Below are 18,210 nucleotides of genomic sequence, written 5' to 3'. Positions count from 1 at the left end.
GGCCTTCTCCAGGAACGCCATAGGCGATGGGGCCGGCCCGTGAACGGGTCAGGCCGGGACGATCGAGGTGAGCAGGCGGTCCCAGTCGGCGAGGAAGCGGTCGAGGTTGTAGTGGGCCAGCGCGGCCGCGCGGGCCGCCTTGCCGGCCTGGACGGCGAGTTCGGGCTCGCCTGCGAACCGGTCGAGGGCGCGCAGCAGGGTGGGCAGCTTGGTCGAGACGACCCCGGCCTCCGGCGGCACCGCTTCCACGGCCTCGGTGGTGGCGAGCGCGACGATCGGCATGCCGATCATCATGGCCTCGATGAGCGACAGGCCGAGCGAGGTCCAGCGGTAGGGGTGCAGGTAGACCCGCCGCCGGGCCAGCTCGGCGTGCATGGCGGCCTGAGGGAGATCCTCGAACGCCTCCATCTCCCTGTCCAGGCCGAGCTTGGACGGCAGGTTCGTCACCTTCATGCCGAACACGTCGAGCGGGGCCGTCGCGGCGAACGTGGGCAGCAGGTCGGTCCCCGCGACCCGCCAGCGCCTGATCGGCTCGTTGACGACCACGCCGGCGCGGGCCAGCTCACCGGTGTAGAGGTAGCCGGGATCGACGACGCCGTGCTCGATGACATGGGTCGGGGCACGCCCGGAGTCCCAGAACAGGTCGTTGAAGTGGGTGACGTGGACCAGCGGGATGTCGTCCCGGTCGGCCAGCGGGTGGCGGCTCTTGGGCACGTCCCCAGCCGGGGTGTTGTGCTCCACGTAGACGCCGGGCACGTCGCGCCCCAGCCACTCGCGGGCCAGGTCGATCTCGTGCGGCCGCTGGTAGACGACCACGTCGACGTCCTCCGCGGCGAACCGGTCGTACGGGACCTCCCGCACGCTGCCGGGCCAAGGATAGGTGTCGGCCCGGCCCCGCCCGTCGGGACCGCGGTCGGGGGTGAGCGGCACCAGATACTCGTGCGCCCCGTGCACGAAGGAGGTGGTCCACGAACCGTGGACGTGCCAGACCATGATCTTCATCGCATCGCTCCCCGTCCGTCGTCCTGCCGGCCTCGGAACACCGTGCCTCCTGCCGCTGCCTCACCCATCTGCCCTGGTCATGCCCTCCTCATCCTCAGCTGTGAGCTGAATTCCCCCGAGCACCAGGTCGATCGCCGCGGCGAGGTCGGACGCCACCTCGGGGGCGGCCGCCACCTCCTCCGCCAGTGTCACCGGGGTCGGCACGAGAATGCCCCTCGCGCCGGCGGCGCGGGCCGCCTCCACGTCCCGGCCGATGTCGCCGATCACCACGCAGTCCTCCGGAGGGACGCCGAGCCGCCGGGCCGCGCGCAGCACGAGGCCGGGCGCGGGTTTGCGGCAGTCGCAGCGGTCGCCGTCGTCGTGCGGGCAGATCTCCCACACGTCGAACGGGCCGAGCAGGGCGTCCACCCGGTCGTTCACCGCCCGGAGGGCCTCCGGCGCGATTATGCCCTTGGCCACCCCGGACTGGTTGGTCACGACCCCCATCGGGATGCCCTCCGCGCGGAGTCGTGCGAGCGCCTCCCGGGCCCCCGCGACGGGCTCGACGCGATCAGGGTCGGAGTTGTACGGGACGTCATGAATGATCGTTCCGTCACGGTCGAAGAGCACCGCGGCGGGCCGGCGGGCGGGATCTTGCACGGGCGACCTCCTGTGCGAATCGCCCGCCGGGCTACCCGTGGGACAAAGCGGCAAACACCGGCCGATAGTTACGCAGAGTAGCAGTTATTGAGTGCATCACCCACATACGTCGACTTCTCTACAAAGGAGTGTTTAGTAGCGCTTCTCTCGGTAACCAGACCTCCACTGCGCAACGGAGGGAAACCGATGCGGTTCTTGGGCATAAACGCGATCTTTCATGATCCAGCCGCCGCGCTGGTCGTGGATGGTGAGGTGATCGCCGCAGCGGAAGAAGAGCGCTTCAGCCGTCGCAAGCACGGCAAGCGTCCGGTCCCTTTCTCCGCCTGGGAACTGCCCGAGCTGGCCGCTGCGTGGTGCCTCGAACAGGCCGGCCTGCGGCCCGAGGACCTCGACGGCGTCGCCTACTCCTACGACCCCGCGCTCGTGGTGCCCGCAGGGCCCGGACAGGACGAGCGCTGGGAGGACCTGCGCACCGCCTATGCCCGCCGCGCGCCCAACTTCCTGGCCACCGCGCTGCCGGGTCTCGACGCCGCCCAGGTGCGGTTCGTCCCCCACCACATCGCGCACGCCGCGTCGGCCGGGCTGGCCGCGCCGTACCGCGAGTCGGCGGTGCTGGTCTGCGACGGCCGCGGCGAGGCCGTCTCGCACCTCGCCGGGCACTACCGGGACGGCGAGCTCACCGTCCTCGCGAGCCAGGCGCTGCCGCACTCCCTCGGGCTCATGTACGAGGACCTCACCGAGCACCTCGGGTTCCTCCGGTCGAGCGACGAGTACAAGGTGATGGCCCTCGCCTCCTACGGCGAGCCGCGCTTCCTGCGCGAGATGCGCGAGCTGATCCACCCGACGGGCGACGGGGGCTTCCGGGTCGAGCCGATCGACTGGAGCGTCTACGCCAAGGCGCTCGGCAAGGGCGAGAAGTGGACGGCCGACCACGCCGACCTCGCGGCGAGCGTCCAGGTCCGCCTGGAGGAGGTGCTGCTCGACCTCGCGAAATGGCTGCACGAGCGGACCGGCGCCCGCTGTCTCGCGATGGCCGGAGGAGTGGCGCTCAACTGCGTGGCCAACACCCGGCTGTTCGCGGAGGGCCCGTTCGAGGAGGTGTGGGTGCAGCCCGCGGCAGGCGACTCGGGCACCGCGCTCGGGGGAGCGCTGCACCTCGCGCAGGCGAGCGGCGACCCCGTCACCCCGATGCCCGGCGCCGACCTCGGCAGGAGCTGGAGTGACGAGGAGCTGCGCGCGTGGCTCGACGTGGCGCGGGTGCCGTACGAGCGCCCCGCCGACCTCGCCGCGACCGTGGCCGCCGAGCTCGCCGCCGACCGCGTGATCGCCTGGTTCCAGGGACGCGCCGAGTACGGACCCCGGGCGCTCGGCCGCCGGTCCCTGCTCGCCCACCCCGGCGACCCCCGCAACACCGAGCGGCTCAACGACGTGAAGGGCCGCGAGCAGTTCCGCCCCATCGCCCCGATGGTGCTGGCGGAACGCGCCTCCACGATCTTCGGCAGGGGCCCGATGTCGAGTCCCTACATGCTGTTCGTCCACGACGTGCGGCCGGAGTGGCGCGACCGGATCCCCGCGGTCGTCCACGTCGACGGCACGGCCCGGATCCAGACCGTCGAACGCGGGCGCGACCCGCTGCTGGCCCGGCTGCTCGAGGAGTTCGAGGCCCGCACCGGGCTGCCGGTGGTGGTCAACACGAGCCTCAACACGGCCGGCCGCCCGATGGTCGACGACCCCCGCGACGCGCTGGAGTGCTTCGGCTCCGCCCCGGTGGACGTGCTCGTCCTGGGTCCGTACGTCGTGCGCAGGGGGGCGGTGTTCGCCGGATGACGACAGAGATGACCCGGAAGACGAACACGGCGCCGCGCGGAGAGACGGGGCCGGCGGTCACGGTCGTCATCCCGACGATCGGCCGGCCGAGCCTGGCCGCCACACTCGCCGCCGTCGGCCCCGTCCATGGTCACGGGCCCGAGGTGATCGTGGTGGACGACCGGCCGGGGGAGAGCCCGGAGCCGCTGCCGGTGCCCGATCGCGTACGCGTGCTCAGGTCGGGCGGGCGGGGCCCGGCCGCCGCGCGCAACGCCGGGTGGCGGGCCGCGACGACGCCGTGGGTGGTGTTCCTCGACGACGACGTGGTGCCCGGCCCCGGCTGGGTGCGCGCGCTGACGGAGGATCTCGCCCGCCTGCCCGAGGACGTCGGCGGGAGCCAGGGACGGCTGGAGGTGCCGCTGCCCGCGGGCCGCCGCCCGACCGACGCCGAGCGCAACACCGCCGGCCTGGCCGGCGCGCACTGGATCACCGCCGACATGGCGTATCGCAGGACCGCCCTGGAGGCGACCGGCGGGTTCGACGAGCGTTTCCCGGGGGCGTACCGCGAGGACGCCGACCTCGCGCTGCGGGTCGAGCACGCGGGGTTCTCACTGGTCAAGGGGGAGCGGCTGACCCGCCATCCGGTGCGTGACGACGGCTTCTGGTCCAGCGTGCGCTTCCAGCGCGGCAACGCGTCGGACGCGCTCATGCGCCACGTGCACGGCCGCGACTGGCGGATGATCACCGGCGGCCATCCGGGCAGGCTCAAGCGGCACGCCCTCACCACCGGCATGGGCCTGCTCGCGCTCACGCTCGCCGCCACCGGGGGCCGCCGGAGGCGGCTCGCCGCCGCCGCGGGGCTCGCGTGGCTCGGCCTCACCGCCGAGTTCGCCTGGGCCCGCGTCGCCCCGGGCCCGCGTACGCCGGAGGAGATCGTGCGCATGGCCGTGACCAGCGTGGTCATCCCTCCGGTGGCCTGCGCGCACCGGATCACCGGCGAGGTGAGAGTGCGGACAGACGAGGCGCGGACAAGCGGGATGCGGACGGGGAGGCGCTCGTGATCGGGACCGCTCTGGTGGTGCGGCCCGACAACGCGGGCGACGTCCTGCTCGCGGGGCCCGCCGTGCGCGCCGTCGCCGCCGGGGCGCGGGAGGTCGTCATGCTCGCCGGCCCGTACGGCCGGGCCGCGGCGGAACTGCTGCCCGGCGTCGACCGCGTCCTGGAGTGGCGCGCCCCGTGGATCGACCCCGACCGGGTGCCGATGACCACCGAGCACGCGGCCCGCATGGTGGAGCAGATCCGCGCCGTCGGCCCGGACGTGGCCGTGATCTTCACGTCCTTCCACCAGTCGGCGCTGCCGACGGCGCTGCTGCTGCGGCTGGCCGGGGTGCCGCGGATCGCCGCGATCAGCGAGGACTACCCCGGCTCCCTGCTCGACGTGCGTCACGTCGTGGACGAGGGCGTGGACGTCCCCGAGCCGGAGCGGATGCTCGGCCTCGCCCGCGCGGCCGGCTTCGACCTGCCGCCGGGCGACGACGGGCGGCTCGCCGTACGCGGGCCGCTGCCGGACGTGGAGCACCTGACCGGCCCGCCCGGCTACGTGGTCGTGCATCCCGGCACGACCGCGCCGGCCCGGGCCTGGCCCGCCGAGCGATGGGCGGAGGCGGTCGAGGCGCTGCTGGCCGCCGGGGAGCGGGTCGTCGTCACCGGCAGCCCGGGGGAGCGGGCGCTGACCGCGCTGGTCTCCGGCCCTGCCCTGGACCTCGGCGGGGCGACCACGTTCGCCGAACTCGCCGCCGTGCTGGCCGGGGCGTCGGCCGTGGTGGCCGCCAACACCGGCCCCGCCCACCTCGCGGCGGCGGTAAGCACGCCCGTGGTCAGCCTGTTCGCGCCGGTCGTGCCCGCCGCCAGGTGGGCGCCGTACGGCGTGCCGGTGGTGGTCCTCGGCGACCAGGGCGCCCCCTGCCGGGGGAGCAGGGCGCGGATCTGCCCCGTGCCCGGGCATCCGTGCCTGACCGCGGTCGGCGGCGAGCACGTCGTGGACGCCGTCCGCCGCCTGGCCACGGCGGAGGTGACGCTGGGCGAGGCGGTGAAGGAGGGGGTGTCATGAGGATCGCCCTGGTGTCGGAGCACGCGAGCCCGCTGGCGAACCTCGGCGGCGTGGACGCCGGTGGGCAGAACGTGCACGTCGCCGCGCTGGCCCTGGCCCTCGCGGAACGGGGCAGCGAGGTCGTCGTGCTCACGCGGCGCACCTCCCCCGACCAGCCGGACGCCGTGCCCATGGCTCCCGGCGTCACCGTCGAGCACGTGCCGGCCGGGCCGGCGGAGCCGCTGCCCAAGGACGAGCTGCTGCCGTACATGCCGGAGTTCGGGGCGGACCTGGCCCGCAGGTGGAAGGCCGAGCCGCCCGACGTGGCGCACGCGCACTTCTGGATGAGCGGCCTCGCCACGCTGACGGCGGCGGAGCCGCTCGGAATCCCGGTCGTGCAGACCTACCACGCGCTCGGCACGGTCAAGCGGCGCTGGCAGGGCGAGGCCGACACCAGCCCGCCGAGCCGGATCGCGATCGAGCGCGACATCGGCCGCCGGGCGGTCGCGGTCGTCGCCACCTGCTCCGACGAGGTGCGCGAACTCGTCGCGATGGGCGTGCCGCGCGACCGGATCGCGGTCGTGCCCTGCGGCGTCGACCTCGGCCTGTTCCGCCCCGACGGCCCTGTCTTCCCGCGCGGCGACCGGCCGAGGGTGCTGAGCATCGGCCGCATGGTGCCGCGCAAGGGGGTGGATACCGTCGTCCGCGCCCTGCGCCACCTGCCGGACGCCGAGCTCGTCATCGCGGGCGGCGACCCGGGCGACGAGGAGAGCGCGCGGCTGCGCACGCTGGCCGGCGGTCTCGGCCTCGGCGACCGGGTCCGGCTGATCGGCAGCGTGAGCCGGGCCGACGTGCCCGGCCTCATGCGCTCGGCCGACGTCCTGGTCACCGTGCCCTGGTACGAGCCGTTCGGCATGGTGCCCCTGGAGGCCCTGGCCTGCGGGGTGCCGGTGATCGCCTCGGCGGTCGGCGGTCACCTCGACACCGTCGCGGGATGCGGAGTGCTCGTGCCGCCCCGGCGGCCGCGTGCGCTGTCCCGCGCGCTCGTCGACCTGCTGACCCGGCCCGGCCTGCGGGCGGCGCTGTCGGCCGCCGGGGCCCGGCGGGCCCGGGCCCGCTACGGCTGGCCCAGGATCGCCGAGCAGACCGAGTCCGTCTACCGAAACCTGGCCGGCGGGTGCCTTCGCACCCTCGCCGCCGCGGGAGGCTGAGCGATGCATCCTCACCTGGCCCGGCTGAGCACCGCGCTGACGGCGGTGGACCCGGAAACACCCAAGATCTACGCCTGGGGTTTCAAGCTCGCGGCCGTGCTCAGCGGCGGTGGGCGGCTGCTCGCGTGCGGCAACGGCGGCTCCGCGGCCGAGGCGCAGCACCTCACCGCGGAACTGGTCGGACGCTACCGCGCCGACCGCCGGCCGTACGCCGCGATCCCGCTGCACGCGGACACCTCGTCGCTGACCGCCATCGGCAACGACTTCGGCATGGCCGAGCTGTACGCGCGGCAGGTGCGGGCGCACGGCCGCCCCGGCGACGTGCTGATGTGCCTGTCGACCAGCGGGACGAGCCGCAACGTGACCGGCGCGGCCGAGGCCGGGCGCCAGTGCGGCCTGACGACCTGGGCGCTGACCGGCCCCGGCCCGAACCCGCTGGCCGAGTTGTGCGACGAGGCCCTGACCGTGCCCGCGGACGACACCGCGACCATCCAGGAGGTGCACCTCACGGTGATCCACATGCTCTGTGACGTGATCGAAAAGGCAGTGGTGTGAGCGGACCACTCGTCATCGTCGGAGACTCCCTGCTCGACGTCGACGTCGAGGGGACGGCCGACCGGCTGTGCCCCGACGCTCCCGTCCCGGTCGTGGAGGGGCAGGCGGAGCACCACCGGCCGGGCGGGGCGGGCCTCGCGGCGCTGCTGGCCGCCCGTGACGGCACCCGGGTCGTGCTGATCACCGCCATGGGCGACGACCCCTCCGGCCGGTGCCTGGCGGGCCTGCTGTCGCCCGCCGTCGAGATCGTGCGGCTGCCGCTGCGGGGCACGACCGTGCGCAAGACGAGGGTCCGCGCCCGCGCGCAGACACTGGTCAGGATCGACACCGGTGACGGGCGGGCGATGGGACGGCCCGGCCAGGTGGCCTCCGCCTCCGCGTTCGCCCGCGCGGCCGACGCCCTCGCCTCGGCGAGCGCGGTCCTGGTCGCCGACTACGGGCGCGGCGTGGCCGACCTGCTGCGCGAGCCGCTGCGCGGCCTCGACGTGCCGCTGGTGTGGGATCCCCATCCGCGCGGGTCGCTGCCCGTGCCGGGATGCGCGCTGGTCACGCCCAGCGAGGCGGAGGCGCGCGGGATGTGCCACGAGCCGTACGTCTCGCCGGAGCGCACCGCCCGCAGGCTGGTGCGCGACCTCGACGCCGAGGCCGTCGCGATCACGCTGGGGGAGCGCGGCGCGATGCTGGCCCGCCGCGGCGGCAGGTTCGGGCCGGTCCCGGTGCCGCACGTCGCGGCCGGGACGGACGCCTGCGGCGCGGGCGACCGCTTCGCCGCGGCGGCGGCGCTCGCCCTCGCGGACGGCGCGTCCACCGAGGACGCCGTCGCCCGCGCGGTCGGCGAGGCCACCAGGTTCGTGGAGGAGGGCGGCGCCGCCGCGCTGCGCCTGCCGCGCCCGGCCGCCGAGTCGCCGGTGCCGTTCGCGCCCGGCGCGTCCGCCTTCGAGGTGGCCGCCGCCGTACGCGCCGCCGGGGGCCGCCTGATCGCGACCGGCGGGTGTTTCGACCTGCTGCACGCCGGGCATGTGAGCCTGCTGCGGCGGGCCCGTGCGTTAGGCGACGCCCTGGTGGTCTGCGTGAACTCCGACGACTCGATCCGGCGGCTGAAGGGCCCGAGCAGGCCGCTGGTGAGCGAGCGCGACCGGGTCGAGGTGCTGCGCGCACTCGGCTGCGTGGACGCCGTGACGGTCTTCGACGAGGAGACGCCGTCGCAGGTCATCGAACGGCTGTGCCCGGACGTGTGGGTGAAGGGCGGCGACTACGACGAGCGGTCGATGCCCGAGGCCGAGGCCGTGCGCCGGACCGGCGGGGAGGTCGTCATCCTGCCGACCGTGCCCGGCTACTCCACCACCGGCCTCATCGCCGCCGCCCAGGCCGCTTCGTGACAGCGGCCGCTCATGGAAAGGGACTCACCTCAATGCTGGGAAACGTACTGATCACCGGGGGCGCGTCCGGCCTGGGCCGGGCCACCGCGACGGCGGTCGCCAAGGCCGGCGGCCGGCCGCTGGTCGTCGACGTCGACGAGCCGGACGGCGGGTTCGAGCACGTACGCGCCGACCTGGCCGACCGGGAACAGGCCGAGCGGGCCGTACGCGAGCTCGCCGAGCGGGCGGGCGGGCTCGACGGCGTCGTGACGGCGGCGGGCATCGACGCCTGCGGCCGGCTGGAGGACGTGGCCGCCGAGCAGTGGGAACGGGTGATCGCGGTCAACCTGCTCGGGACCGCGGCGGTGGTCAGGGCGGCCCTGCCGTACCTGCGCACCTCCGGCGGCAAGGTCGTCACCGTCGCCTCCACGCTCGGGGTGCGCGCGCTCAGCGACGCGACGGCCTACTGCGCCTCCAAGTTCGGCGTCGTGGGCTTCACCCGGGCCCTGGCGGCCGAGCTGGCCGGGCAGGTCGGGGTGACCCTGCTGATCCCCGGCGGCATGCGGACGAACTTCTTCGACGACCGTCCCGAGCAGTACAAGCCCGGTCCCGACGCCCGGCTGAACCAGCCGGAGGACGTCGCCTCCGCGATCCTGTTCGCGCTCGGCCAACCGCAGGGCTGCGAGGTCAGGGAGCTGGTCGTGTGCGCCTCGACGGAGACGTCATGGCCATAGAAGACGCGGGCGGACCGGTCCTGCTCGCTCTGCGCGGGCTCGGGCTCGGCGACCTGCTGGCCTCGGTGCCCGCGCTCCGTGCGCTGCGGCGGGCGTATCCCGGGCACCACTTCGTGCTGGCCGCCCCGGCCTACCTCGGCGGGCTGCTCCCGCTGATCGGCGGCATCGACGAGGTGCTCGACGTGTCCGGCCCGGGGCCGGTGCCGTACGAGACGCCCGACGTCGCGGTCAACCTGCACGGCAGCGGCCCGGAGAGCATCCAGGCGCTGCGCCGCACCCGGCCGGGCCGCCTGCTCACGCACACCCACCGCCTGGTGCCGGGCTCGGACGGGCCGCCCTGGGAGCCGGAGACGCACGAGAGGCAGCGGTGGTGCTCGCTGCTGGAGCGGCACGGCATCCCGGCCGACCCCCTGGACCTCGCGCTGGGCGACCCGGGACCGAGCCCGCTCGCCGGAGGCGAGGTGATCATCCACCCGGGGGCGGCGTTCCGGGCCAGACAGTGGCCGCCGGACCGCTTCGCCCAGGTGGCGGCCGAACTGGCCGGTCAGGGGCACCGGGTCGTCGTCACCGGCGGCGTGACCGAGATCGCGCTCGCCCGGCACGTCGCCCAGCTCGCCGGCCTGCCGGAGGAGTCCGTGCTGGCGGGCCGTACGAACCTGGCCGAGCTGGCCGCGCTGACCGCGCACGCCGCGCTGGTCGTCTGCGGCGACACGGGCATGTCGCACCTGGCCGTCGCCGCGGGCACGCCCTCGGTCATCCTGTACGGCCCGGTGCCGCCCGCGCTGTGGGGGCCGCCGCCGGGAGGCCCGCACATCGCGCTGTGGGCCGGGCGCAGGGGCGACCCGCACGGCGACCGGCCGTCGGAGGGCCTGCTCGAAATCGGCGTGCCCGAGGTGCTCGACGCGGTCAGGAGATTGCGGGGGGTGGGAGTGCGGTGAAGGGGTCTCGTGTCGTGGTCACAGGGGGAGCCGGGTTCCTCGGCTCCTACCTGTGCGAACGGTTGGTGGAACGCGGTGCGGCGGTCGTCTGCCTGGACAACTTCCTCACCGGGTCGCCGCGCAACGTGGAGCACCTGATCGGGCGGCCGGCGTTCCGGCTCGTGGAGTGCGACCTCACCGGGTTCGTCCACGTGCCGGGCCAGGTCGACCTGGTGCTCCACTTCGCCTCGGCCGCGTCGCCCGCCGATTACCTGCGCCATCCGATCGAGACGCTGAAGGTCGGCAGCATGGGCACGCTGCACACCCTCGGGCTCGCCGCGGAGAAGGGCGCGCGGCTCGTCCTCGCCTCCACCAGTGAGGTGTACGGGGACCCGCTGGAGCACCCGCAGAAGGAGACGTACTGGGGCAACGTCAACCCGGTCGGCCCGCGCAGCGTGTACGACGAGGCCAAGCGCTTCGCCGAGTCGCTGACCACGGCCTACCGCGACTCGCGGGGGACCGACACCGCGATCGTACGGATCTTCAACACGTACGGCCCGCGGATGCGGCCCCACGACGGCCGGGCGATCCCGACGTTCATCCGTCAGGCGCTGCTCGGCGAGCCGATCACCGTGACCGGCGACGGCAGCCAGACGCGGTCGATCTGCTACGTGGACGACACGATCGACGGCGTGCTCGCGCTCGCCGAGAGCGACTTCGCCGGGCCGGTGAACATCGGCAACCCGGCCGAGATGTCGATGGCCGAGCTGGCGGAGACGATCCGCGACCTGGCGGGCTCGCCCTCCCCGATCCGGTTCGTCGAACGGCCCGTCGACGACCCCGCCGTCCGCCGTCCCGACACCTCGCTCGCCGAGGAGCGGCTCGGCTGGCGTCCGCGCGTCGATCCCGTCACCGGCCTGCGCCGCACCATCGACTGGTTCGAGAAGGAGCTGAACTCGTCCTGTCCGGCCGCCTCCTGACGTCCGCCGTCCCTTGATCGGGCCCGCCCACGGCTTGGTTCAGCCGGGTTCGCCGGATGGTACGAGCCGCAGCGCCTCGGCGGGCGTCAGTCGCTCGCCCTGGCCGTGGGCGCTGTCGAAGGACTCGGCGCCCAGGGCCCGTACGAGGGCGTCGCGCAGCTCCCGGCCGGGCGGCCGGACGGGCCGCATGTGTGCCCCGGCCGCCTCGCGCACGCCGTACGCGGTGCCGAGAAGCACGGCCGCGCTTCGAGGGCGGTGCCGCGCGGCGTACACGGCCGCCAGGGCTTCCAGCGCCGACACGAGCACGGACGACTGACCCGCGAGCGCGACGGCCTCGACACCGGCGCGCAACAGCTCCTCGGCGCGGGCCGGCTCCTGCCTCTCGTACGCCCGCTCACCGAGGATGTACAGCGCCCGGCCGGTGCAGCGGCGGTCGCCGAGCCGGCGCAGGGTGGGCAGGCACTCGCTCATGAGCTCGGCGGCGTGCTCGTGGTCGCCGCGCAGCCACGCCAGCTGCCCGAAGCCGACCGTCGCGTGCGCCAGGTCCGCCTCGCTGCCGGCGGCCTCGGCCAGGGCGCGGCTCTCGGTGAGCCACCCGTGCACCTCGTCGTCGGCGACACCGGCGAACATCGACCGTTGCGCCATGATGAACAGGGTGTTGGCCGCGTACATGTGATCGCCGGCCGCGCGGAACAACGCGACGCCGTCCCGTCCCCACCGAAGCGCCCGGGACAGGTCGCCGGCGCCGGTCGTGAGCCCCTGCATCGTCAGCGCGCTGTCCCACGGGTGCTCGTCGCCGAACCCGGCCAGCGCCTCCTCCAGCGCCGGGGCGGCCAGCTCCGGCCGGACCCAGGTCGCGGTCATCCCGACCGCGCGCGCCGCCCTGGCGCGGGTGAGACCGTCGAGGCCGGCCGCCAGTCTCGCCGCCTTCCCGGCCAGGTCGAACGCGGCCCGGGAGTCCCGGGAATCCAGGATCGCGCTGGCCTCGGTGAGCCCGGCGACGACGGCGGGCGTCGCGGGCGGGTCGGCTACGGCCAGCGCCCGCCGGATCCACTGGTGCGCTTCGCGGCGCCGCCCGGTGACATCCCAGAACCGCTGCAGCGCCGCGATCATTCGCCAGGCGGACTCGACGTCGCCGGTGCCGGTGCTGTGGGCCAGCGCGGCACGCAGATTCGGCTGCTCCGCCGTCAAGCGGTCGAGCCAGTCGCGCTGGCCGGAGGTGCGGAGCCGCTCGGCCGCCTCTTCGGCGAGGGCGAGGTAGTGGGCGGCGTGGCGGCGCCTGGCGGCCGCCTCGCCGCCGGAGCCCGCCAGCCGCAGGGCGGCGTAGGCCCGGATCGTCTCGAGCAGCCGGTAGCGCCGGGTGCCGTGCCCGAGAGGGGAGACGAGCGACTTGTCCACCAGCCTGGGCAGCAGCGTCATCACGGCGTCGTCACCGAGATCCGCGCACGTCGACGCGATGGCCGTCAGGTCGAAGTCGGCGGGGAACACGCCGAGCCGCTCGAACATGGCTCGCTCGTCGTCGTCCAGCAGCCGGTAGCTCCAGTCGATGGTGCTGCGCAGGGCACGGTGCCGAGGCGGGGCGGTACGGGCTCCGGCGGACAGCAGCTCGAAGCGCCGGTCGAGGTGCTCCACGAGCTCGACCGGCCCGAAGGCGCGCAGCCGGGACGCCGCCAGTTCGATGGCCAGCGGCAGCCCGTCGAGGCGCCGGCACAGCGCCGCGACGGCCGGGGCGACGGCGTCGTCGAGGGTGAAGCCGGGCGACGCGGCCGTCGCCCGGTCGACGAACAGGCGTACGGCGTCGTAGGCCGCGATGCTTTCGGCGCGCTCGGGCGCGTGCGGGGCGGGGAGGTCCAGCGTCCGCACCTGGTAGGCGACCTCGCCGGGGATGCCGAGCGGTTCGCGGCTGGTGGCGAGCACCCGCAGCGGCCCGCCGGCGCCGAGCAGGCCGGCCACGGTCTCGGCGGCCTCCGCGACGACGTGCTCACAGTTGTCCGCGAGCAGCAGGCAGCCCGTTTCCGCGGCGACCTCCCGCAGGATGTCGCGTAACGGCCAGTCCGGCTCCGGCACCACGCCCAGCGCCCGCGCGAAGGTGCCGCCGACCGACTCCGGCTCCACCGGAGCGAGATCGGCGAGCCGGACGCCGCCGGGGAACCGGCCGGCGAGGGCCGCGGCCACCCGCAGCGCGAGGCGGGTCTTGCCCACGCCGCCCGGGCCGACGAGCGTGACCAGGCGGTGGGAGCCGAGCAGCGCGACGAGTTCGCTCGTCTCGCGGTCCCGGCCGACGAGGCTGGTCAGGGGCGAGGGAAGAGCGGAGCCGGCACGTCTCAGCCGTACGGCCGTCCCGGCCAGTGCCGCCCGGTCCGGGGCGCCGAGCTTACGCAGCAGGGCGGCGATGTGGCTCTCCACCGTGCGGACCGAGACGTGGAGCCGCTCGGCGATCTCGCGGTTGCGCAGCCGCTCGGCGACCGCCCAGAGAACCTCGGCCTCGCGCCGGGTGACGCCGGCGCGAGCCAGCCGATCGGGCAGGCCGGCCTCATGGTGCCTCATGGGTGCATTGTCCTTCCCCATCGGTACGGAGACCGCGTCCGTACGAGGATCCGTGCGAAACACGGATGCGCCGGCGGCGGCGAGCGGCGACGCTGGTGGCGCGGGAATGCCCAGCGAGCGGTGGAGAAGAGACCATGGACAGGATCGGTTTTCTCGGTGTCCCCGACGTCAGCGACGAGGCCCGGCAGATCTTCGACGAGGACATCGCCGAGGTGGGTTACGTGATGAGCACCTCACGCCTGTGGGCCTATCAGCCGGCGACGATGACCGGGCTGTTCGATCTGCTGCGGCAGGTGAACGCCGGGGATCACCTCAGCCTGCGTCAGCGTTCCGTCCTCGTCACCGCGTGCGCGTCGGCGTTCGGCGACTCCTACTGCTCGCTCATGTGGGGCACCAGGCTGGCCCAGGCGAGCGACGCGGAGACCGCCGCCGGCGTGCTGAAGGGCGTCGACGACGGCCTGAGCGGCAGCGAGCGGGCCATGGCCGCGTGGGCCCGCAAGGTGGCCCGCGACCCCAACGGCACCACCGCGGCGGACGTGCAGGAGTTGCGCGACGCGGGATTCAGCGATCCGCAGATCTTCACGATCACCGCGTTCGTGGCTCTTCGCATGGCGTTCTCGACGGTCAACGACGCGCTCGGGCTGCGCCCCGACGCGCCTCTTCGCTCCACCGTGCCCGCTGCCGTACGCGACGCGGTCACGTTCGGCCGCCCGATCGACGCCGAGGACGAGGCGTAGCCGCGCGGACGCCGGGTTCCGCTCGAACGACATGTCGTCCGCCCGCACCTCGGCCCTCGGCTTCACCTCCGGGTCGTTCCGGTATTCGGCGAGTTCCTCGGGTGAGGGCGGCTACGTCGCCACGGGCCACTGGAAGGTGAGGTAGGGATGCGACCCGGCGAGCCACTCGGCGGTGAGCCGCACCCCGGTCACCGACTCGACCACGGTCATCGCGGCGGCCTGCCAGTCGCCCTCGTCCTCGGTCAGCATTTCGGTCATGGCGCGCAGCTCCGGCTCCAGGACCGCGAAGTCGTCGTCGTCCCATTCCTCGCTGAACATCGCGTCGAGGGAGACCAGCACCCGTCCGTCGGCCGCGTAACTGAGCCGGTTGTTCCCCTCCACGTTCCAGTAGACGCCGCACACCCGGCCGTCACGACTGAGCCGGCGCAGGACCTCGGGCAGGCTGCCCAGGAAGCCGTTGTTCTCGAACAGCGTCACAGCCGGGCCCGCGGGCGCCGCCGACATCGGGTGGACCCCGTCGTAGTAGGGGAGCGCCTCCAGCGGGGCGGCCTCGTGCACGTCGTGCGGGCTTCCGCCGCTCACCCGGGCCCCGATGTCGGCGACGGAGAACGGCCGGTGGTCGTGCGGGACGACGACCGTCCAGCAGATGGCCGTCTCCAGCCAAGGCTCTTCACGCAGCAGTTCCCGGTAGTGGGCGAACACCTCGGTGGGGGCTGAGCGGCCATCGGTCACGGCGGGCACTCCGGAGCACATGGGGACATGTCGGAGTGATCTTTGCAGAAGGAACCGGGGCGCGCGGGCGGAGCCACATCATCCACCTCAGTGGGCTCCGTATCGTCCCAGTCCGCAGACCGGCGGCATCATGAGCTGTCCCCGCGGCTCGGCCGTCGCTGCTCAGCCGTACCGCGTCAGCCGGGTGTCCGTGTGCGCAGGGCGTCGGCGAACCAGGTGAGGGCGGGGGCCGGATCGCCGGGGGGCGGCCAGCCGTTGACCACGGCGAGCAGCCGGAGGTACGCATGGCGGCGCGGGTCGCGGGCGGTGTCCACCAAGGCGAGCAGCCGGCGTCGAAGGGCGGTGTCGTCCGGCCGGCCGACGAGGGCGGCGTACCGCGCGGTGACGGTGGCGATGATCGCGTCGGCCTGCGGTGAGGCGCTGCCGAGGCCCGCGGCCAGTGCGGGGGCGACCTGGTCGCGGACGATCGCGACGGCGTCCGGGCGCGGGCCGTCCGCGTGGGCGTGGTCGGCCAGGTGCTGCTCCGCGAGGCGCCGCATGAGCGCACAGAACTCCGGGTCGCGGACCAGCTCGGCCAGCTCGATCCAGGCCTCGATCTGCTCGTCCTCCGGGTCGTCCGGCAGTTCGGGGGTCATCGTGCGCCTGATTCCCGCCAGGTCGGCGTCCAGCCCGCCGAAGACGGAGTCGAGGAAGTCGCGGGTCAGTCGGCGTCGCTCGTTCTCGGAAAGCCTGGCCAGTCTGTGCATGAGATCCATCTCCTCGGGGGTGGAGCCGCGCCGTGCCACCGCCGTCGCCACCGCGCGCCGCAGGCGCAGCACCCGGATCTGCACCGCAAGCGCCTCGGCGTGCGCCGCCGCGACCTGGGCCAGGGAGAGCTCCCCGTCCACGACCTTCCGGATCGTGGGCAGGCCGAGGCCCAGGTCGCGCAGCGTGCGTACGAGGTCGAGGCGGGCGAGGGCGCCGATGTCGTAGAGGCGATAGCCGGCCGGGCTGCGGCCGGTGGGCGGCACGATCCCGCAGTCGGAGTAGAACCGCACGGCCTTGACCGTCAGTCCGGTCCGCCGGGCCAGTTCCCCGATCGAGTAGAGCGTGCCGCCGTCCATGCCCCCACCTTCGCGTCTCCTCCTACGGGAGACTCAAGCCTCAGGTGTGGGGGACCCGCTCGGCGGGGATGACGCCGAGGCGCCCCGCCTGGTAGTCCTCCATGGCCTGGATGATCTCGGCGCGGGTGTTCATCACGAACGGACCGTAGTGCACGACCGGCTCGCGGATCGGCTGTCCGCCGAGCAGCAGCACCTCCAGGTCGGGCTCGGCCTGGGGCTGGGCGGTGTCCGCCGCGAGGGTCAGCGACCCGCCGGGGCCGAAGAGGGCGAGCTGCCCCTTGCGCACCGGCCGCCGGTCGGCGCCCACGGTGCCCTGACCGGCCAGCACGTAGGCGAGGGCGTTGAAGTTCGGGTTCCACGGCAGGTCCAGCCGGGCGCCCGGGCTGACGGTGGCGTGCACCATCGTGATCGGGGTGAACGTGACGCCCGGGCCGGCGTGCCCGTCCAGTTCCCCGGCGATAACCCGCAGCAGCGCGCCGCCGTCGGCCGAGGCGAGCAGCGCCGCCTCCCGCCCTCGGATGTCCTGGTAGCGCGGCAGGTGGAACTTGTGCGCGCGAGGAAGGTTGACCCACAGCTGGATGCCGTGGAAGAGCCCGCCCGAGACCACCAGATGCTCCGGGGGCTTCTCGATGTGCAGCAGGCCGGACCCGGCGGTCATCCACTGGGTGTCGCCGTTGGTGATGGTGCCGCCGCCCCCGTTGGAGTCCTGGTGCTCGAAGACGCCGTCGATGATGTAGGTGACGGTCTCGAAGCCGCGGTGCGGGTGCCACGGGGTGCCCTTCGGCTCGCCCGGGGCGTATTCGACCTCGCCCATCTGGTCCATGTGGATGAACGGGTCCAGCAGGGACTGCGGCACTCCGGCGAAGGCGCGCCGTACGGGGAAGCCCTCGCCCTCGAAGCCGCTGGGGGCGGTCGTGACCGACCGGACGGGGCGCGGTCCGGCGGCGGCCGGGTCCGGTATGGCGACGCGTGGCAGCGTCAGGGTGTCGGCGGTGACGGCGGGCATGACCCCTCCTAATTGAAATTTCAACTGCTGTGCTCTGGAACCACCCGCGGCCGCCGGACATTCCCGGCTCGCCTCAGACTCCCGAGACGGCGTGGAGGGCACGGTCGACGACGGCCGCCAGGCTGCCGCTGTGGGCGCCGCGCCAGTAGATCCGGCCGCAGGCGAGGCAGCGGGCGAACTCGTCGTAGCTGCGCCGCGTGCCGGGCTCCAGCGAGGCCTCCACCTCGGCCTTGACGACCGGCGCGAGCCGCCCGTTGCAGGCCGTGCAGCGGGTCCACGGGGCCAGCGGCGGCCGGAAGCGGTCGAGCACGTCGAACAACTGGTCGTCCGGCCGGGCCCCTCGCACGTACGCGCCGCACCGCAGCGACCGCCGCCGCAGGATGCCCCGGTCCTGGGTGAGCAGCACCCGGCCCTCGGCGCCGGCCTGCTCGATGAGGGCGTCGTCGTCCATGTCGTTGCGGTACGCCGTGTCCAGGCCGACCAGGCGAAGCCGCCGTGCCAGCGTGCCGAGGTGGACGTCGAGGACGAACCGGCAGTCCGGCACGGCCTGCGGCCTGCGCACGGCCGGCACCTCCACCGTCTCGTCCGGGCCCGGCCGGTACGACGGGCCGACCGGCCGGCCCCCCGCGGCCGGTTCGCCGATCTCGGTCAGCGGAACGCCGGCGGACTCGATCAGGTGGCCGAGCGAGGACGTCCCGTCGTACGGCAGGAGCACCTCGGGCCGCCGGTTGCGCGGCGCGAGGAAGATCCACAGCTCGGGCGAGAAGCGCGCGGGCACCTGCATGCCCTCCAGC

The 18,210-nt window shown here is 74.3% G+C and carries 17 protein-coding genes; 10 read left to right on the top strand and 7 right to left on the bottom strand.

All coding sequences use genetic code 11. The features are described from left to right. Window positions 1–48 precede the first annotated feature (48 nt). Window positions 49–1,002, bottom strand: a complete 954-nt coding sequence (locus HHX41_RS32920; protein WP_169986720.1) for a glycosyltransferase — start codon at window positions 1,000–1,002, stop codon at window positions 49–51. Window positions 1,003–1,062: 60 nt separating this feature from the next. Beyond that, entirely contained in the window at window positions 1,063–1,641 is a 579-nt protein-coding gene (locus tag HHX41_RS32915) for an HAD family hydrolase (RefSeq protein WP_310742293.1), read from the bottom strand. Window positions 1,642–1,827: 186 nt separating this feature from the next. Here HHX41_RS32915 and HHX41_RS32910 point away from each other — a divergent pair, with 186 nt between their 5' ends. From HHX41_RS32910 to HHX41_RS32870, 9 genes are read left to right on the top strand one after another with little or no spacing between them, the layout of a single operon-like run. After that, on the top strand, window positions 1,828–3,468 hold the full coding sequence (locus HHX41_RS32910; RefSeq protein ID WP_182909065.1) for a carbamoyltransferase C-terminal domain-containing protein: 1,641 nt from the start codon (window positions 1,828–1,830) through the stop codon (window positions 3,466–3,468). 8 nt (window positions 3,469–3,476) lie between these two features. After that, the gene (locus HHX41_RS32905) at window positions 3,477–4,508 is read left to right on the top strand and encodes a glycosyltransferase family 2 protein (RefSeq protein ID WP_182909064.1); all 1,032 of its coding nucleotides are present in this window, start codon (window positions 3,477–3,479) and stop codon (window positions 4,506–4,508) included. Next, window positions 4,505–5,557 carry a glycosyltransferase family 9 protein gene (locus tag HHX41_RS32900; RefSeq protein WP_182909063.1) on the top strand — a complete coding sequence of 351 codons (1,053 nt, stop codon included), beginning with the start codon at window positions 4,505–4,507 and terminating at the stop codon, window positions 5,555–5,557. Before HHX41_RS32905 ends, HHX41_RS32900 begins: the two co-directional genes overlap by 4 nt. Beyond that, window positions 5,554–6,747, top strand: a complete 1,194-nt coding sequence (locus HHX41_RS32895; protein ID WP_182909062.1) for a glycosyltransferase — start codon at window positions 5,554–5,556, stop codon at window positions 6,745–6,747. The genes HHX41_RS32900 and HHX41_RS32895 overlap by 4 nt, the downstream gene beginning before the upstream one ends. A gap of 3 nt (window positions 6,748–6,750) precedes the next feature. Further along, window positions 6,751–7,302, top strand: a complete 552-nt coding sequence (locus HHX41_RS32890; protein WP_182909061.1) for an SIS domain-containing protein — start codon at window positions 6,751–6,753, stop codon at window positions 7,300–7,302. Further along, window positions 7,299–8,681: a D-glycero-beta-D-manno-heptose 1-phosphate adenylyltransferase gene (gene rfaE2, locus HHX41_RS32885; RefSeq protein WP_182909060.1), complete on the top strand. Its 1,383-nt coding sequence runs from the start codon at window positions 7,299–7,301 to the stop codon at window positions 8,679–8,681. The genes HHX41_RS32890 and rfaE2 overlap by 4 nt, the downstream gene beginning before the upstream one ends. Window positions 8,682–8,713: 32 nt before the next feature. Further along, window positions 8,714–9,394 carry an SDR family oxidoreductase gene (locus HHX41_RS32880; RefSeq protein WP_182909059.1) on the top strand — a complete coding sequence of 227 codons (681 nt, stop codon included), beginning with the start codon at window positions 8,714–8,716 and terminating at the stop codon, window positions 9,392–9,394. Beyond that, window positions 9,385–10,332 carry a glycosyltransferase family 9 protein gene (locus tag HHX41_RS32875; RefSeq protein ID WP_182909058.1) on the top strand — a complete coding sequence of 316 codons (948 nt, stop codon included), beginning with the start codon at window positions 9,385–9,387 and terminating at the stop codon, window positions 10,330–10,332. Before HHX41_RS32880 ends, HHX41_RS32875 begins: the two co-directional genes overlap by 10 nt. A gap of 14 nt (window positions 10,333–10,346) precedes the next feature. After that, on the top strand, window positions 10,347–11,291 hold the full coding sequence (locus HHX41_RS32870) for a UDP-glucuronic acid decarboxylase family protein (protein ID WP_310742292.1): 945 nt from the start codon (window positions 10,347–10,349) through the stop codon (window positions 11,289–11,291). 39 nt (window positions 11,292–11,330) lie between these two features. Here the strand turns inward: HHX41_RS32870 and HHX41_RS32865 are convergent, their stop codons facing one another. Next, window positions 11,331–13,838 (bottom strand): LuxR C-terminal-related transcriptional regulator, encoded by a 2,508-nt coding sequence (locus tag HHX41_RS32865; protein WP_182909057.1) that lies wholly within the window; start codon window positions 13,836–13,838, stop codon window positions 11,331–11,333. A gap of 134 nt (window positions 13,839–13,972) precedes the next feature. Between HHX41_RS32865 and HHX41_RS32860 the strand changes: the two genes are divergently transcribed. Then, window positions 13,973–14,575, top strand: a complete 603-nt coding sequence (locus HHX41_RS32860) for a carboxymuconolactone decarboxylase family protein (protein WP_182909056.1) — start codon at window positions 13,973–13,975, stop codon at window positions 14,573–14,575. A gap of 111 nt (window positions 14,576–14,686) precedes the next feature. Here HHX41_RS32860 and HHX41_RS32855 read toward each other — a convergent pair whose 3' ends face one another. The 4 genes from HHX41_RS32855 to HHX41_RS32840 form a co-directional block, all read right to left on the bottom strand. Further along, window positions 14,687–15,307 (bottom strand): DUF6461 domain-containing protein, encoded by a 621-nt coding sequence (locus HHX41_RS32855; protein ID WP_182909055.1) that lies wholly within the window; start codon window positions 15,305–15,307, stop codon window positions 14,687–14,689. Window positions 15,308–15,483: 176 nt separating this feature from the next. After that, window positions 15,484–16,410, bottom strand: coding sequence for a MerR family transcriptional regulator (locus HHX41_RS32850; RefSeq protein ID WP_182909054.1), 927 nt, complete (start codon window positions 16,408–16,410; stop codon window positions 15,484–15,486). Window positions 16,411–16,450: 40 nt separating this feature from the next. Then, a complete protein-coding gene (locus HHX41_RS32845) occupies window positions 16,451–17,416 on the bottom strand; it encodes a pirin family protein (RefSeq protein WP_182909053.1) in 966 nt (321 codons plus the stop codon). 73 nt (window positions 17,417–17,489) lie between these two features. Continuing rightward, the gene (locus HHX41_RS32840; protein ID WP_169986841.1) at window positions 17,490–18,200 is read right to left on the bottom strand and encodes a Mut7-C RNAse domain-containing protein; all 711 of its coding nucleotides are present in this window, start codon (window positions 18,198–18,200) and stop codon (window positions 17,490–17,492) included. Window positions 18,201–18,210: the final 10 nt, after the last annotated feature.

Origin of the sequence: Microbispora sp. H13382, assembly GCF_014161445.1 — a bacterium.
Classification (GTDB): Bacteria; Actinomycetota; Actinomycetes; order Streptosporangiales; family Streptosporangiaceae; genus Microbispora.
The sequence above is the reverse complement of the archived record's forward strand: the minus strand, read 5'-3'. Positions and strand labels throughout refer to the sequence as shown.